The organism is Pseudomonas sp. 273, from assembly GCF_029201425.1.
GTDB lineage: Bacteria > Pseudomonadota > Gammaproteobacteria > Pseudomonadales > Pseudomonadaceae > Pseudomonas > Pseudomonas delhiensis.
Map to the genome: position 1 here is coordinate 5278261 of NZ_CP116775.1, position 16847 is coordinate 5295107.

Consider the following 16847-nt stretch of genomic DNA (forward strand, 5'->3'; position numbering starts at 1 on the left):
GAACCGTAGGAGCGGACTCTGTCCGCGATTTGGCGGATAACGCCGTAGGCGTTATGCGCCCTACGAACTATCGCAAACGAGGAAACCCAGGGTTCGCGAGCAAGCTCGCTCCTACGAGAAGCCATGCTCGCCTGCAACGTAGCAGACTCTGTCCGCGATTCGGCGGATAACGCCGTAGTGAACAGCATTACGCTGCGGCTCAGGCCTTCTCCGCCTGGTCCGCCTCGACGATCGCCAGCAGCGCCGCCTCGTCCACCACGTCCATCTGCTCCGGGCGCAGGAAGCGCTCGCCGTATTCGCGGTAGACGCCGCTGGCCACGAACAGGCGGAACAGCCCCGCGTCCACGTGGCGGTCGCGGGCCATGCAGGCGAGGATCTTCAGCGACTCGGAGAGCGTCTTCGGCGCCTTGTAGGGGCGGTCGGCGGCGGTCAGTGCCTCGAAGATGTCGGCGATGGCCATGATCCGCTCGGGAATGCTCATGTCCTCGCCCGACAGCCGCCGCGGGTAGCCGGTGCCGTCCATTTTCTCGTGGTGGTTGGCGGCGATGGTCGGCACCCGGCGCAGGTGCCGGGGCAGCGGCAGCGCGCTGAGCATCATCAGCGTCTGGACGATGTGCTCGTTGATCTTGAAGCGCTCCTCGTCGGTCAGGGTGCCGCGGCGGATGCCCAGGTTGTACAGCTCGCCGTAGTGGCTGGCGAAGGCCGGCAGGCGCATGTCGAAGCCCCAGGCGTTGCGCGGGTCGTCCCGGGCCACCGGCGGCTTGCGCTCGCCCCAGGGCACCTGGTGCGACGGCTTGTCGGCCAGCAGGCGCTCCTCCACCGGCAGCGGCTCGGCCGGCGTCGCCGCCAGGCGCTCGGCCTCGTCGTGGGAAATGCCGATACGGTCGTCGAAGTGCCGCCACCAGCGGCGCTCGCCGATGCGCGCCAGGCGCTCGATGTCCTCGTCGCGCATGAACTCGCCGCCGACGTTGGCCTGGGCGACGAAGGCGAAGTCCTCGCGCAGCGCCTGCTGCTCGGCATCGCGCCGCTCGCCCAGGACGGCCTCCTCGCCGCCCTCGGCGCGGCCGCGCCAGTAGCGGATGTCGGCGTCGCGCCAGAGCACCTCGAAGCGCATGCGGACCTCGTGCAGGCGGTTGTACAGTGTCTCCAGCTTGGTGGCCTTGTCCACCACGTACTCGGGGCTGGTGATCTTGCCGCAGTCGTGCAGCCAGGCGGCGATCTGGAATTCGTAGCGCTCGGCGTCGCTCATGGCGAAGGCCGCGTAGGGCCCGTCGCGGTCGTCGATGGCCTTCTGCACCAGCATGTCGGCCAGCTGCGGCACCCGCTCGCAGTGGCCGCCGGTGTAGGGGCTCTTGGCGTCGATGGCATCGGCCAGCAGCTTGATGATGGCGTCCAGCAGGCGCTGCTGCGCCTCGATCAGCTGGCGCGTCTCGATGGCCACGGCGGCGGCCCCGGACAGCTCCTCGACGAAGCGCTTGAACGGCCGCCGCGGCTGGCGCCGGCGCTCGCCCTCCTCCTGCAGCTGCAGCACCAGCATGCCCAGCAGTTCCTCGCTGCGGTTGCGCAGCGGCACCTCCATGTGCCGGCCGCGGCCGCTCAGGGCCTGGTCCACCAGGCTGGCCAGCTGCGCCTCGTCGAAGCCCTCGATGAGCAGCGACTGCGGGTAGTGCCCGCCGTTCACCGCGCAGGCCTGCGCCAGGCGGTTGTCCTGCTCCTGCAGCAGGTACACCGCGCCGCCCCGCACGCCGGTGGCCTCCACCAGGCGCGTGAGCACCTCGGCGAGCATGCTGTCCAGGCGCGTCTCGCGGCTCAGGCTCAGGGTGATGCCCTGGAAGTTGTGGATGGTCCGCGACATGCCGCCGAGCACCCGGCTCAGCTCGCGCACCTCGCGGATCTTCGAGTCGACGCCCACTGGCCGGGCGAAGTCGAAGGCCGCCAGCGCGCCCACCTGGTCGGCCAGGGCCCGCAGCGGGCGGGCGATGCGCCGGCCGATCAGCCAGCCGAGCAGCAGCAGGACCAGCAGCAGCGCGCCGCTCCAGGCGGCCTGGCGCAACAGCACCTGGCGCGCGCCGGCCAGCAGTTCGTCGGCCGGGATGCCGATCAGCACCCGCGCCTGGCCGCTGGCGAAGTTCACCAGCGGCACCCAGATGCCGTACCAGTCCTCGCCCGCCACCTGGTAGCGCTGCGGCGTGCCGGCCGGGCCGCCGAGTTCCACCAGGCGCTCCAGGCTGGGCACGCCGAGTTCGTCGAGGTGGGCCAGGCGCACCTCGTGGTCGTCGTGGCGCAGCAGGCGTTCCAGGTCCGGGTAGGCGATCACCGTGTTCTGCGCGCCGAGCACCGCCAGCTCGGTGTTGGCGGTCTGGCGCAGGTCGCCCATCTCGGTGGCCAGGTCGTCCACCGAGGCGTCCATGCCGATCACCGCCGCGCCGTCGACGCTGCGCAGGGCCAGGGTCAGGCCGATCTCCTGGGTGGTGAAGAACACGTAGGGCTGCGTCAGCACCGTGCCCTTGCCGGTGTAGGCGTCCTTGTACCAGGGACGCTGGCGCGGGTCGTAGCGGTAGTCGGGGCGTTCCTGGCGCTGCAGCAGTTGCAGCCGCGCATCGTAGAAGCGCCATTCGCCGACCAGCGCGCCCTGCTCGCCGAGGGTCTGGCTCTGCACCAGGTAGAGGGTCTTGTCCGGCGCCTTGAGCGCCTGCCGCGCCTTCGCCGTGCGCAGGGCGCGGATCAGCAGGAACTCGCCGTTCGGGTAGCCGACGTAGAGCGCGCTCAGGGTGCGGTTGGCGCGCAGGTTCTCCGCCAGCATGGGCAGGCGCTCCAGGCGCGCCGGCAGGTTGTCGGTCTGCGAGATGCCGTCGTAGCTGAGCAGGCGCAGGGTGTTCTGCGCCGGGTCGAGCAGGCGGCGGATGCGCTCGTTGACCGTCACCCCCAGTTGCGCCGCGGACTCGCCCGCCGCCGTCACCAGCGCCCCTTCCACGCCGCGGTAGCCCTGCACCAGCAGCGACACGGCCAGCACCAGCATGCTCAGGATGATGGCGCCGGTCACCAGGACCTGCAGGGGAATGCCGCGCTTGTCTGCCCTCATGGTGCCTCGTCCTGTTCGCCGAGCCCATCGGGCGTCGGTCGGTAGCCGTTGTCGAGAAGCGACGCCGCGACGTCCAGCGGCGCGTTGCCGAGGAAGATGCGGGCCAGCGAGCCGTCCAGCCGCAGGTCCTCGAACAGGCGCTGCCACTGCGCGCTCTGCGCCGCGCTGAAACGCCCGCGGGCCAGCACCAGGCTGCGCGGCACGCCGGTCCCGCGGGCCACGTCGATGCCACGGAAACGGTGACGCAGCGCCGGGTCGTGGAGCAGGCCGGCCAGGCTCAGCTCGTGGCCGATCAGCCCGTCCACCTCGCCCCCCAGCAACGCGTTGAAGCAGGCCGTCTCGTCGACGTATTCGCGCACCCGCCCCTCGCTGCGCAGGATGCGCAGCATGGCGTCCAGGTAGGGGCCGTGGTTGTAGCCGGCGACCGCGCCCAGGCGCACGCCCGGCAGCGCGTGGAAGTCGTCCAGGCTGTGCAGGTCGGCGGACAGGTCCAGCGGCACGATCAGCCGCTCGCGCAAGTGCAGGTAGGGCACGAAGTAGGCGTAGCGGCGTTGCTCGGCGGTGGCCACGGCGCTGGTGGCCATGTCCAGCTCGCCACGCTGCAGGGCCGTCCAGATCTGCGCCCGTGGCCGCACCGAGACCTCGAAGGCGCAGCCGGTGCGGCGCGCAAGCTCGGCCACAAGGTCGGCGTCCAGGCCCTTGCCGTCGTGGTAGAACACCTGGTTGCGGTAGAACGCCAGGCGCACGGGTTGCGTGCAGCCGTAGCGATCGTCCGCGGCCGCGGGCAGGCACAGGCAGGCCAGCACGGCGAAAGCCAGCCCGGTTCGCAAAACAGGGTGCACGACCATGAATCCGACCCATCCATTGTGTCGGCCAGGGAGGAGCGCAACGACCTCTTCCGCGGCTGGAGGATTCGCAGGAAACGACTGAAGGAAAGTGTAATAGGGCGCTGGCCTTTTGCCGGAAAAACGCAGTTCGTCGGATTCCCGGCCGACGGCAGTGGGAAAACGCCCGGCACAGGGTTGCGGTCGACGAACCGTCCTGCTTAACTCTGCCCCATGCGTGACTCATCGGTCACGCATCACGTCCAAGAAGATTTTTCCGCCCGGCACTTCCCCGCCCGGCCTTTCCTACCTGCCTCGAAAGCCCCGCGCACGGCCCTCGAAAAGAGGTTCGACGCTTCGCTTTTGCAATTATAAGTTTTTGAAAATAAAGAAAATATGAACTTTCGCCGGGTGACATGAAGCTGTCACCTCGAGGCGCTTTCCTTCTGCCTGGTAGTTCTCTCGCACCCGATCGTGGGGTGCATCCATTCGAGCTGCGTCTGGAGGAAGCGACATGAGGCCGGAAACCGCCGTCGTCGAGATTCTGCAACACCGGGTATACACGGAGTTCCACGCCAACAGGGAAGCACGCCAGACCATCATCCTGGTCAACGGCTCGCTGTCCACTACCGCCTCCTTTGCGCAAACGGTGAAATACCTGCAACCGCACTTCAACGTGGTCTGCTACGACCAGCCCTATGCCGGCGGGTCCAAGGCGCACAACGACTGCCGCGAGTTCATCAGCAAGGAGTACGAGGCGCAGCTGCTGCTGGGCCTGATCGAGCACTACCGCGCCGACGTGGTGATGTCCTTCTCCTGGGCGGGGTGGCCACCCTGCTGGCCCTGGCGCAGCGCCCGAGCCGCATCCGCAAGGCGGTGATCAGCTCCTTCTCGCCGCTGCTCAACGCCCCGATGCTGGACTACCTGCACCGCGGCCTGGACTACCTCGGCGCCTGCGACCGGCCGAACGTCGCCAACCTGGTCAACGACACCATCGGCCGCTACCTGCCGCAGTTGTTCAAGCGCTACAACTTCCGCCACGTCGCCAGCCTGGAGGAGCACGAGTACCGGCAGATGCACTTCCACATCCGCCAGGTGCTCCAGCTCAGCGCCGAGAGCTACATGGAGAAGTTCGCCGCCATCGACATCCCGCTGCTGTTCGTCAATGGCGAGCTGGACCTCTACACCACCCCGGCCGAGGCCAAGCTGTTCCAGCAGCTGATCCGCGATTGCGAGTTCCGCACCATCCGCAACGCCGGGCACTTCATCGACGTCGAGCACAAGCAGGGCTGGCAGGACACCCGCGACACCCTGCTGGGCTTCCTGAAACCGCAGCGCCAGCCGGTCAGCCTGTCCCTGGGCAACGGCTACCTGCCCAACCACGAGGGCATTCCGCTGGCCGCCCTGGCCGGCTGAACGCCCCTTCCCCGTCGTCCGGCTCCCGCCCCTGTGGCGGGCGGCCGAGGCCGGCCCGCAGCCGTGATGGCAATCCGCAGGGCTCGCCGCCTCGCTCCCCACGCACTACTATCCGGATAAGCCCCACCCTCACCGGGCCGCCCTTGCGGCCACACCGGGGCAGGACACCGCCAGCGCGCGGTCGAGTACCCAGGTGCCCTCCCGGGCATCCGCACCAATGGAAGCTGTAATGTCCCCCAGACCCACCATCAATGCCTCGGTCAGCCCCAAGGGCACCCTCGAAACCCTGTCCCAGCGCGAAGTCCAGCAACTCAGCGAAGCCGGCTCGGGCAGCGTCTACCAACTGTTCCGCCAGTGCGTCCTGGCCATCCTCAACACCGGCGCGCGCATCGACAACGCCAAGACCATCCTCGACGCCTACCGCGACTTCGAGGTACGCATCCACCAGCAGGACCGCGGCGTGCGCCTGGAACTGGTCAACGCGCCGGCCGACGCCTTCGTCGACGGCGAGATGATCGCCGGCACCCGCGAGATGCTTTTCAGCGCCCTGCGCGACATCGTCTACACCGCCAACGAACTGGACGACCAGCGCGTCGACCTGCACACCTCCCAGGGCATCACCGACTACGTCTTCCACCTGCTGCGCAACGCGCGCACCCTGCGCCCGGGCGTGGAGCCGAAGATAGTCGTGTGCTGGGGCGGCCACTCCATCAGCACCGAGGAATACAAGTACACCAAGAAGGTCGGCCACGAGCTGGGCCTGCGCAACCTGGACGTGTGCACCGGCTGCGGCCCGGGCGTGATGAAGGGGCCGATGAAGGGCGCCACCATCGGCCATGCCAAGCAGCGCCACCACGGCGGCCGCTACCTGGGCCTGACCGAGCCGGGGATCATCGCCGCCGAGGCGCCCAACCCCATCGTCAACGAGCTGGTGATACTGCCGGACATCGAGAAGCGCCTGGAGGCCTTCGTCCGCGTCGGCCACGGCATCATCATCTTCCCCGGCGGCGTCGGCACGGCGGAGGAGTTCCTCTACCTGCTGGGCATCCTCATGCACCCGGACAACCAGGACCTGCCCTTCCCCCTGGTGCTCACCGGCCCGCGCAGCGCCTCGGCCTACTTCGAGCAACTGCACGCCTTCGTCGGCGCCACCCTGGGCGAGGCGGCGCAGCGGCGCTACCAGATCATCGTCGACAACCCCGCCGAAGTGGCGCGGCACATGGCCCAGGGCCTGAAGGAGGTCAAGCAGTTCCGCCGCGAGCGCAACGACGCCTTCCACTTCAACTGGCTGCTGAAGATCGACGTCGGCTTCCAGCGCCCCTTCGACCCCACCCACGAGCACATGGCCGGCCTGCAGCTGAGCACCGACCTGCCGCCCCACGAACTGGCGGCCAACCTGCGCCGGGCGTTCTCCGGGATAGTCGCCGGCAACGTCAAGGAAAAGGGCGTGCGGGCGATCGAGGAGTTCGGCCCCTACGAGATCCACGGCGAACCGGCGCTGATGCGCCGCCTGGACGAGCTGCTGCACGCCTTCGTCAAGCAGCACCGGATGAAGCTGCCGGGCGGCGCGGCCTACGAGCCGTGCTACCGGGTGGTGGAGGGCTGACCTGCGCCATTCCCTGTAGGAGCGCGCCCTGCGCGCGAATCGCGGGCAGGGCCCGCGCCTACGGGGGCCGCATTGCGCCCGGGCATCGGCCAGCTTTTCGTAGGAGCGAGCTTGCTCGCGAACGAGGTAACCGGCGGCGCCGCTGCCATGCCAACCTCCGCGCCCTCTCCCTAACCCTCTCCCTGAAGGGAGAGGGGACCGTTGGGCAGACGTGGATGTTCTGGAGTTAGCCGGCAACACCGAAAGCTACCGGCTGAAACCATCACTTCTCTCGGCACGGACTAGCCCCCTCTCCCTTCAGGGAGAGGGCTGGGGAGAGGGAGCGGCGCCCACCCAACCCACCAAAACCACCGGCGAGCCCCCTCACTCCGTCTGCAGATTCGCCTCCACCCGCGCCAACAACCCCTGCAACTGCTCCCGCTCCTGCGCGCTGAACCCCCGCACCGCCACCTCCGACAGGTGCCGGCCCTGGCCTTCCACCTCGGCGTAGACCGCATCGCCTTCGGCGCTCAGGCTCAGGCATACGCTGCGCTTGTCCAATGCATCGGCGCTGCCCTCCAGCAAACCGCGATTGCGCAGCCCCTGGATCAGCCGGGCGATCTGTGCCTTGTCGCGGCCGCTGTGCTCCACCAGCTGGCGCTGGGTGGCGCCCGGGCGGCGGGCGAAGAAGGCCAGCACCTTGAATTCCATGTGCGTCAGGTCGTGGGGGCCGTCGCGCAGTTCGCGGTACTGCCGCGAACGGTACAGGTGCATGACGGCATGGATGGTTTCGAGAACGTCGTCGGCTTTCATGGCTATACGGTTGACTTTATCAACTAATGATTCTTATGATCGTTGATATTATCAACCATAGCCCAAGAGGGCCACCCATGACCCAAGCCACCCAGCAACGCCGCGTGCACCGCGTCCGCCACGAACTGCGCATGCGCGAAGTGCAGGTCGCCCGCCGCGAGCAGCTCAGCCCGCATTTCGTCAGCCTCACCTTCGCCGGCGAGGCCCTGGCCGACTTCGTGTCCGCCGGCTTCGACGACCACGTCAAGTTCATGTTCGAGGACGACGACGGCAGCATCGTGCGCCGCGACTACACCCCGCGCCGCTTCGATGCCCAGGCCCGCGAGCTGACCCTGGAGTTCGCCCTGCACGGCCACGGCAAGGCCTGCCAGTGGGCCGAGCACGCCCAGGTCGGCGACAACGCGGTGATCGGCGGCCCGCGCGGCTCGATGATCGTCCCGCCGGACTTCGACTGGCACCTGTTCGTCGCCGACGCCACCGGCCTGCCCGCCGTGCACCGGCGCCTGGAGGAAATGCCGGCGGGCACCCGCGCCATCGTCCTGCTGCAAGTGGAGGCGGCCGACCGCCGCCGGTTCGCCACCGCCGCCGACCTCCATCTGCAATGGTTCGACGACGACCAGGCCTTGCTGGCCGCCGTCGAGGCCCTGGCCCTACCCACCGGTGAAGGCTTCGCCTGGGGTGCCGGCGAGGCCGCGGCCATGGTCCGCGTGCGCAACCTGCTGCTGGAGAAGGGCCAGCCGAAGGAAGCCATGCGCGTCGCCGCCTACTGGCGCCAGGGCCAAGCCGACTACCACGAGGAACTCGGCCAGTGAAACGCACCTGCCAGGCGTCGCCGGCCCCGGTCGACGCCCGTGCAAGCACCTCATAAACAAAACCGATACCCGCTTAAGGATTTCCCAGAGGCAGCCCCCGCCCCTTGAGCCTTACAGTCGCCCCACGCCGAAAAACGGCGAGGTGATTCCTGCCGGTCATCATCGTTTTCGAAGCCTGTTGGAATTTTCACCACTACAAGAACAAAAGGTGAACGCGAATGCTCAAGCAAAACCCCGGCGGCACGCAGACTGTCGACGTCAAAGACTGGATCGACAGCCGCCCGATCTCGCCCTACCAGTGGCTGGTCCTGTCCCTGTGCTTCCTCATCGTCCTGTTCGACGGCTTCGACGTGGCCGTGATGGGCTTCATCGCCCCGTCGCTGATGCAGGAGTGGGGCCTGTCCCGCGCCGCCTTCGGCCCGGTGATGAGCGCCGGGATGATCGGCCTGGCCATTGGCGCGCTGACCGCCGGCCCCTACGCCGACCGCCTCGGGCGCAAGAAGGTACTGCTGATCGCGGTCACCGGCTTCAGCCTGCTCAGCCTGGCCTGCGCCTTCGCCCGCAGCCCCTACGAACTGGCCATCCTGCGCCTGCTCACCGGCGTCGCCCTGGGCGCCGCCATGCCCAACAGCACCACCCTGCTGGCCGAATACCTGCCCGAGCGCAGCCGCTCGCTGCTGATCACCATCATGTTCACCGGCTTCAACATGGGCTCGGGCCTGGGCGGCTTCCTCGCCGCCTGGCTGATCCCGCAGCACGGCTGGCAGGCGGTGCTGCTCGCCGGCGGCCTGCTACCGCTGGCCCTGCTGCCGTTCCTGCTGTGGCTGCTGCCGGAATCCGCCCGCTTCATGGCCGCGCACAAGGCCCCGGCCGAGCAGATCGCCGCGGCCCTGGCGAAGCTGGGCGGGCGCTTCGCCACCGACACCCGCTTCACCGTCAGCGAACCGCCGGTGCAGCACAAGGCCCCGGTGCGCCTGCTGTTCACCGAGCGCTACCGCCTGGGCACCCTGGCGCTGTGGGCCACCTATTTCATGGGCCTGCTGGTGATCTACCTGACCATGGGCTGGCTGCCCACCCTGCTGCGCGACGGCGGCCTGTCCATCGAGCGCGCCGCCACCATCACCGGGCTGTTCCAGATCGGCGGCACCGTCGGCGCCATCGTGGTCGGCTGGATCATGGACAGGCGCAACCCCAACCGCGTCATCGCCATCGCCTACGCCCTGGGCGGCCTGTGCATCGTCTGCCTCGGCGCGCTGAGCCTGGAGTCCAGCCTGCTGGTGGTGGGCGTGGCCGCCGCCGGCTTCTGCATGAGCGGCGCGCAGACCGGCCTCAACGCCTTCGCCCCGGGCTACTACCCCACCGAGTTCCGCGCCACGGGGGTAAGCTGGATGCTCGGCATCGGCCGCTTCGGCGCCATCTTCGGCTCGCTCGTCGGCGGCACGGTGCTCAGCCTCGGCCTGGGCCTGCCGCTGCTGTTCACCTTCCTCGGCCTGCCGGCGTTCGCCGCGGCCCTGGCGATCCTGGCCAACGGCCACGCCCGGCGCCGCGCGAGCCAGGCCCTGGCCGCGCAGTAACCTGAACCAGAGGACCCCGTCATGGCACGCATCATTGGTGGCCTAGCCGTCTCCCACACCCCGACCATCGGCTTCGCCGTCGACCACGACAAACAGCAGGAGGCGGCCTGGGCGCCGATCTTCGAGGGCTTCGAGCCGATCCGCGCCTGGCTCCAGGCACAGCGGCCGGACGTGCTCTTCTACATCTTCAACGACCACGTCACCTCGTTCTTCTTCGACCACTACAGCGCCTTCACCCTCGGCGTCGACGACCAGTACGGCGTCGCCGACGAGGGCGGCAACCCCCGCGAGCTGCCGCCGGTGGGCGGCCACGCGGCGCTGTCGCGGCACATCGGCGAAAGCCTGATGGCCGACGAGTTCGACATGAGCTTCTTCCGCGACAAGCCGCTGGACCATGGCTTCTTCTCGCCGATGTCGGCGCTGTTGCCCTGCGAAGACGGCTGGCCGCTGCAGATCGTGCCGCTGCAGGTCGGCGTGCTGCAGCTGCCGATCCCCAGCGCGCGGCGCTGCTACAAGCTGGGCCAGGCCCTGCGCCGCGCCATCGAGAGCTACCCGGAGGACCTCAAGGTCGCCATCGTCGCCACCGGCGGCGTGTCGCACCAGGTCCACGGCGAGCGCTGCGGCTTCAACAACCCGGAATGGGACGCGCAGTTCATCGAGCTGCTGGTCGACGACCCCGAGCGCCTGACCGCGATGACCGTCGCCGAATACGCCACCCTCGGCGGCATGGAAGGCGCCGAGGTGATCACCTGGCTGATCATGCGCGGCGCGCTTTCCGCCCGCGTCGACAAGCTGCACCAGGACTACTACCTGCCGTCCATGACCGGCATCGCCACCCTGCTGCTGCAGAACCGCGACCAGGCCCTGCCCGCCCCGGCCATCGAGCGCCACCGCCAGCACATGCGCCACCAACTGGCCGGCGCGGAACAGCTCGAAGGCACCTACCCCTACACCCTGGAGCGCAGCGCCAAGGGCTACCGGCTGAACAAGTTCCTCCACCGCATGATCGAGCCGCAGTGGCGCCAGCGCTTCCTCGCCGAGCCCGAGGCGCTCTACGCCGAGGCCGGCCTTTGCGAGGAAGAGCGCGACCTGCTGCGCCGCCGCGACTGGCGCGGGCTGATCCACTACGGGGTGATCTTCTTCGTGCTGGAGAAACTCGGCGCCGTGCTCGGCGTGTCCAACCTGGACATCTACGCCGCCATGCGCGGCCAGAGCCTGGAAGACTTCATGAAGACGCGCAACCAGCAGGTGCGCTACTCGGTGGCCGGCAAGGCCCCGCGCTGACCCCACTCTAGCCAGCTTCCCCGCCCACCAGCGACGCCCCGCGCCGCTGGCCGGCGACGCTTTGCCCAAGAAACGGAGAACAACAACAATGATCCGCCCGACCAAGCACCGTCTCGTCTGCACCCTGGCCCTGGCCGGTACCGCCCTCCCCGCCTTCGCCGATGGCTTCCTCGAAGACGCCAAGTCGAGCCTGACGCTGCGCAACTTCTACATGAACCGCAACTACGTCGGCGACACCGCCCAGGGCAAGGCCGAGGAGTGGACGCAGAACTTCATCCTCGACTTCAAGTCCGGCTTCACCCAGGGCACCGTCGGCCTCGGCCTGGACGTGCTCGGCCTGTACAGCGTCAAGCTCGACGGCGGCAAGGGCACCGCCGGCACCCAGCTGCTGCCGGTGCACGACGACGGCCGCCCGGCCGACGACTTCGGCCGCCTGGCGGTGGCCGGCAAGGCGCGCATTTCCAAGACCGAGCTGAAGGTCGGCGAATGGGCCCCGGCGCTGCCGATCCTGCGCTCCGACGACGGCCGCTCGCTGACCCAGACCTTCCAGGGCGCCCAGCTGACCTCCAAGGAAATCGCCGGCCTGACGCTGTACGGCGGCCAGTTCCGCCAGAACAGCCCGCGCAACGACGCCAGCATGGAGGACATGAGCCTGTTCAACCGCACGGCGTTCAAGTCCGACCGCTTCGACTTCGCCGGCGGCGAATACCGCTTCAATGGCGACCGTACCCTCGTCGGCCTGTGGAACGCCGAGCTGAAGGACATCTACCAGCAGCAGTACCTGCAGGTGCAGCACTTCCAGCCGCTGGGCGACTGGGTACTGGGCGCCAACCTCGGCTACTTCTGGGGCAAGGAGGACGGTAGCGCCAAGGCCGGCGACCTGGACAACCGCACGGCGTCGGGGATGTTCTCGGCGAAGGTCGGCGGCAACACCTTCTACCTCGGCCTGCAGAAGGTCATGGGCGACGACGAGTGGTTCCGCGTCAACGGCGCCAGCGGCGGCACCCTGGCCAACGACGCCTTCGGCTCCAGCTTCGAGAGCGCGAAGGAGCGCTCCTGGCAACTGCGCCACGACTTCGACTTCGCGGCCCTCGGCGTGCCCGGCCTGACCCTGATGAACCGCTACATCCACGGCGACAACGTGCGCAACAGCAGTACCGACGACGGCACCGAGTGGGCCCGCGAAAGCGAGCTGGCCTACACCGTGCAGTCGGGGCCGCTGAAGACGCTGAACGTCAAATGGCGCAATTCCAATATGCGCCGCGACTGGGGGCGGACCAACAGCTTCGACGAGAACCGGTTGATCGTCAGTTATCCGTTGAACCTGCTGTAGGGCGATTGCGCCGAGGTGGTTTGCGTAGGAGCGGATTCATCCGCGATTTCGCAACGGGGCTCGGCCTATCGCGGACAGAGTCCGCTCCTACGACCGTGCTTCCATGGAACTGTAGGAGCGGGCCCTGCCCGCGATTGGCGCGCAGGGCGCGCTCCTACATGGGAATGATGCGGGCGTTATCCGCCGCCATCCGTGCCCGCCTCCGTCGCCTGGATCACCTCGCGGATGCTCTGCATCAATGCCGCCGACACCGGCGAATGCAGGCAACCGCTGCGGTAGGTCAGGCCGATGGCACGGGTGGTCTGCGGCAAGGGCACCGGCAGCCGGCACAGCTCGCCCGAGGCGATCTCGTGTTCCAGCTGGTGCGCCGACACCGCCGCGAGCATGTCCGAGCGCAGCAGCAGGCCACGAATGGTCGCCAGGTCGCCGCTTTCCACCACCGGCCAGGGCGCGGCCATGCCCGAGGCGGCGAAGCAGGCGTCCAGCAGGCCACGGGCCGGGGAGCCGGCGCGCGGCAATACCCAGCGCGCCTGCTGCAGTTCGGCCAGTAGCACCGGGCGCTGCAGCAGCGGATGGCTATGGCGCGCCAGCAATACCATTTCCTCGGTGAGCAGCGCCTCGCCGGCCAGGTCGCTGGCGTAGTCCGCCGAGCGCAGGGCGCCGAAGACGAAGTCCAGGTCGCCGGCGCGCAACTCGGTGGCCAGCAGGTCGAACGGGCTTTCGTTGGTGATCACCCGCACCCCGGGATGCTCGGCGGTGAGACGGACGATGGCCTCGGGCAGGATGCGCGTGCGCCCCAGCGGCAGCGCGCCGACGTGCACCACGCCCTGCAGGCTGCCGCGCATGGCGCTGAGGTCGGTCTCGATGTGGCGCAGCTCGTTGAGCGCGCGGCGGATCGGGAACAGGATCTCGTGGCTCGCCCGCGTCGGCTGCAGGCCGCGCGGGGTGCGCTCGAACAGCGGCCGGCCGCAGCCGCCCTCGAGCACCTTGAGCGCCGAGCTGACCGCCGGCTGGCTGAGGCTGAAATGGCTGGCCACGGTCTGCATGTGGCGCGTCTCGCAGAGCTTGACGAAGACCTCCAGGCGCCGCCCCTGGAACAGGTACAGCGGCTCCACCGGCGCCGCGCCGAGCAGCCGCGGCACGCTCTCCAGCTCGGCCAGCACGCGGCGTGCGCGGGGCAGCACGCAGTCGCCGTAATCGGTCAGGCGCATGCCGTTGGCGTGGCGCTCGAACAGCGGCGCGTCGAGCCGAGTCTCCAGTTCGGAAATGGCGCGGGTGACCACCGACTGCGCGCGGAACAGCGCCTCCGAGGCCCGCGACACGCTGCCCAGGTCCGCCACGCGGACGAAGGCGCGGACCTGCATCAGGTTCGGCAATTCGACGTCGCTCATTTCCTCTCCCGGCTCACAGCCCTACTCCGGCGGGACTATGCCCAGCCACCCTGGCAAGCGCAATAAGTAAAAAGCATACCTTCCACAACTGAACGCATTAGTCGCTGCCGACCCTCGGTGACATCCTCGACACATTCCCAACCGGAGCCCACCCACATGAACGCAGCACAAAAATCCGCCCTGGTGGTCAGCGCCCATTCCGCCGATTTCGTCTGGCGCGCCGGTGGCGCCATCGCCCTGCACGCCGAGCAGGGCTACGCCGTGCACATCGTCTGCCTGTCCTTCGGCGAGCGCGGCGAATCCGCCAGGCTGTGGCGCAAGGGCGAGATGACCGAGGCCAAGGTCAAGGCCGCGCGCCGCGAGGAAGCCCTGGCCGCCGCCGAGATCCTCGGCGCCAGCGTGGGGTTCTTCGACATCGGCGACTACCCCATGCGCGCCGACAAGGACACCCTGTTCCGCCTGGCCGACGTGTTCCGCCGCGTGCAGCCGGAATTCGTCCTCAGCCACTCGCTGAAGGACCCGTACAACTACGACCACCCGCTGGCCATGAACCTCGCCCAGGAAGCGCGCATCATCGCCCAGGCCGAGGGCTACAGGCCCGGCGAGAAGATCGTCGGCGCCCCGCCCGTGTACGCCTTCGAGCCGCACCAGCCGGAACAGTGCGAATGGCGCCCGGACACCTTCCTCGACATTACCGGCGTGTGGGACAGGAAGTACGCCGCCATCCAGTGCATGGCCGGCCAGGAACACCTGTGGGAGTACTACACCCGCGTCGCCCTGCAGCGCGGCGTGCAGGCCAAGCGCAACGTCGGCATCACCAGCGCGCGCAACATCGTCTATGCCGAGGGCTTCCAGAGCATATTCCCGCGCGTGACGGAGAACCTGGCATGAGCGCGCTGATCGGCAAGACCGGCATCGTGGTGCGCAACATCCCCCGCGCCGCGCAGGAGATGATCGACGAACTCGGCCGCCTGGGCGTGGCCACCGTGCACGAGGCCCAGGGCCGCAAGGGCCTGCTGGACGCCGGCATCCGCCCGACCCAGCAGGGCGTGGCGGTGGCCGGCAGCGCGGTGACCGTGCTGGTGGCCCCTGGCGACAACTGGATGTTCCACGTCGCCGTCGAGCAGTGCCGCCCAGGCGACCTGCTGGTGGTCGCGCCCAGCTCGCCCTGCGGCAACGGCTACTTCGGCGACCTCCTCGCCACCTCGCTCAAGGCCCGCGGCGTGCGCGCGCTGGTCATCGACGCCGGCATCCGCGACAGCCACACCCTGCGCGAGATGGGCTTCCCGGTGTGGTCGAAGGCCATCAGCGCCCAGGGCACGGTCAAGGAAGTGCTCGGCTCGGTGAACCTGCCGCTGCTGTGCGCCGGGCAACTGGTGAACGCCGGCGATATCGTCATCGCCGACGACGATGGCGCGGTGGTGGTGCGCCACGGCGAAGCCGGACAGGTGCTGGAAGCCGCGCGCAAGCGTGCCGACCTGGAGGAGCAGAAGCGCCTGCGCCTGGCCGCCGGCGAGCTCGGCCTGGACATCTACGAGATGCGCCCGCGCCTGGCCGCCAAGGGCCTGCGCTACGTCGACAGCCTCGACGAACTGGAAGGCCGGCCATGAGCCAGACGCGCATCCCCTGCCTGCTGATGCGCGGCGGCACCTCCAAGGGCGCCTACTTCCTGGGCGCCGACCTGCCCGCCGAGCCGGCCCTGCGCGAGCGCGTGCTGCTGGCGGTGATGGGCTCGCCGGACAAGCGCCAGATCGACGGCCTCGGCGGAGCCGACCCGCTGACCAGCAAGGTCGCCATCGTCCAGGCCTCGCGCCGGCCCGACGCCGACGTCGACTACCTGTTCGCCCAGGTGCTGGTGGACGAGGCGCGGGTGGACTACGGGCAGAACTGCGGCAACATCCTCGCCGGCGTCGGCCCCTTCGCCATCGAGCGCGGCCTGGTGCCGGTGCGCGGCGCGGTCACGCCGGTGCGCATCTTCATGGAGAACACCGGGCAGCTCGCCGTGGCGCACGTCCCCACGCCCCATGGCGAGGTGGAATACGCCGGTGACGCGAGCATCGACGGCGTGCCCGGCAGCGCCGCGCCGCTGGTGGTGGAATTCGCCGACGTGGCCGGCTCCAGCTGCGGCGCCCTGCTGCCCACCGGCAACGTCCGCGACCGCTTCGACGGCATCGAGGTCACCTGCATCGACAACGGCATGCCGGTGGTGCTGCTGCGCGCCGCGGACCTGGGCCGCAGCGGCTGCGAGAGCCGCGAGGAACTGGATGCCGACGCCGAGCTGAAGGCGCGCCTGGAGTCCATCCGCCTGCAGGCCGGCCCGCGCATGAACCTGGGCGACGTCAGCCAGCGCAACGTGCCGAAGATGTGCCTGGTCTCGGCGCCGCGCCACGGCGGGGCGATCGACACCCGCTCGTTCATCCCGCACCGCTGCCACGCCTCCATCGGCGTGTTCGGCGCGGTGAGCGTGGCCAGCGCCTGCCTGGTGCCGGGCTCGGTGGCGCAGGACCTGGCCCGTGACGGCGACGGCGAGGTGCGGCGCCTGTCGGTGGAACACCCCAGCGGCGAGTTCAGCGTGGAAATCCGCCTGCGCGACGGGCGCATCGCCGGCTGCGGCCTGGTGCGCACCGCGCGGCTGCTGTTCGACGGCCAGGTGTGCATTCCCCGCGCCCTGTGGTCGCCCCGCTAAGGCTACGGACACCCGCGCGGCGCCCTGCCGCGCGGGTTCGCCGGCGT

General features: G+C 69.2%; 12 protein-coding genes and 1 pseudogene. 9 read left to right on the plus strand and 4 right to left on the minus strand.

Annotated features, from left to right (window positions below):
* Positions 1–199: 199 nt before the first annotated feature.
* Both PKO50_RS24065 and PKO50_RS24070 read right to left on the minus strand, forming a co-directional pair.
* Complete coding sequence (locus PKO50_RS24065; RefSeq protein ID WP_275627422.1) at positions 200–3082, minus strand: HD domain-containing phosphohydrolase; 2883 nt, start codon at positions 3080–3082, stop codon at positions 200–202.
* Positions 3079–3930, minus strand: a complete 852-nt coding sequence (locus tag PKO50_RS24070) for a transporter substrate-binding domain-containing protein (RefSeq protein WP_109934939.1) — start codon at positions 3928–3930, stop codon at positions 3079–3081. The genes PKO50_RS24065 and PKO50_RS24070 overlap by 4 nt, the downstream gene beginning before the upstream one ends.
* A 490-nt stretch (positions 3931–4420) precedes the next feature.
* Here PKO50_RS24070 and PKO50_RS24075 point away from each other — a divergent pair.
* Together PKO50_RS24075 and ppnN are read left to right on the plus strand one after the other, a co-directional pair.
* Positions 4421–5322 (plus strand): annotated as a pseudogene (locus PKO50_RS24075) (alpha/beta fold hydrolase).
* Between the two features lie 229 nt (positions 5323–5551).
* Positions 5552–6928, plus strand: a complete 1377-nt coding sequence (gene ppnN / locus PKO50_RS24080) for a nucleotide 5'-monophosphate nucleosidase PpnN (protein ID WP_109934940.1) — start codon at positions 5552–5554, stop codon at positions 6926–6928.
* Positions 6929–7291: 363 nt separating this feature from the next.
* Here ppnN and PKO50_RS24085 read toward each other — a convergent pair whose 3' ends face one another.
* Positions 7292–7720, minus strand: a complete 429-nt coding sequence (locus PKO50_RS24085; RefSeq protein ID WP_275627423.1) for a MarR family winged helix-turn-helix transcriptional regulator — start codon at positions 7718–7720, stop codon at positions 7292–7294.
* A gap of 77 nt (positions 7721–7797) precedes the next feature.
* Here PKO50_RS24085 and PKO50_RS24090 point away from each other — a divergent pair, with 77 nt between their 5' ends.
* The 4 genes from PKO50_RS24090 to PKO50_RS24105 all read left to right on the plus strand — a co-directional run bounded on the left by PKO50_RS24090 (position 7798) and on the right by PKO50_RS24105 (position 12723).
* Positions 7798–8532, plus strand: a complete 735-nt coding sequence (locus tag PKO50_RS24090) for a siderophore-interacting protein (protein WP_275627424.1) — start codon at positions 7798–7800, stop codon at positions 8530–8532.
* Between the two features lie 218 nt (positions 8533–8750).
* Complete coding sequence (locus tag PKO50_RS24095) at positions 8751–10106, plus strand: aromatic acid/H+ symport family MFS transporter (protein ID WP_275627425.1); 1356 nt, start codon at positions 8751–8753, stop codon at positions 10104–10106.
* A 21-nt stretch (positions 10107–10127) separates the two neighbouring features.
* Positions 10128–11390 (plus strand): gallate dioxygenase, encoded by a 1263-nt coding sequence (locus PKO50_RS24100; RefSeq protein ID WP_275627426.1) that lies wholly within the window; start codon positions 10128–10130, stop codon positions 11388–11390.
* An 88-nt stretch (positions 11391–11478) separates the two neighbouring features.
* A complete protein-coding gene (locus PKO50_RS24105) occupies positions 11479–12723 on the plus strand; it encodes an OprD family porin (protein ID WP_275627427.1) in 1245 nt (414 codons plus the stop codon).
* A gap of 176 nt (positions 12724–12899) precedes the next feature.
* Here the strand turns inward: PKO50_RS24105 and PKO50_RS24110 are convergent, their stop codons facing one another.
* The gene (locus tag PKO50_RS24110) at positions 12900–14114 is read right to left on the minus strand and encodes a LysR family transcriptional regulator (RefSeq protein WP_275627428.1); all 1215 of its coding nucleotides are present in this window, start codon (positions 14112–14114) and stop codon (positions 12900–12902) included.
* 156 nt (positions 14115–14270) lie between these two features.
* Here PKO50_RS24110 and galB point away from each other — a divergent pair, with 156 nt between their 5' ends.
* From galB to PKO50_RS24125, 3 genes are read left to right on the plus strand one after another with little or no spacing between them, the layout of a single operon-like run.
* Positions 14271–15005: a 4-oxalmesaconate hydratase gene (gene galB / locus PKO50_RS24115; protein ID WP_275627429.1), complete on the plus strand. Its 735-nt coding sequence runs from the start codon at positions 14271–14273 to the stop codon at positions 15003–15005.
* Positions 15002–15724 carry a 4-carboxy-4-hydroxy-2-oxoadipate aldolase/oxaloacetate decarboxylase gene (locus PKO50_RS24120; protein WP_275627430.1) on the plus strand — a complete coding sequence of 241 codons (723 nt, stop codon included), beginning with the start codon at positions 15002–15004 and terminating at the stop codon, positions 15722–15724. Before galB ends, PKO50_RS24120 begins: the two co-directional genes overlap by 4 nt.
* Positions 15721–16800, plus strand: a complete 1080-nt coding sequence (locus tag PKO50_RS24125; RefSeq protein WP_275627431.1) for a 4-oxalomesaconate tautomerase — start codon at positions 15721–15723, stop codon at positions 16798–16800. Before PKO50_RS24120 ends, PKO50_RS24125 begins: the two co-directional genes overlap by 4 nt.
* The last annotated feature ends 47 nt before the right edge of the window (positions 16801–16847 follow it).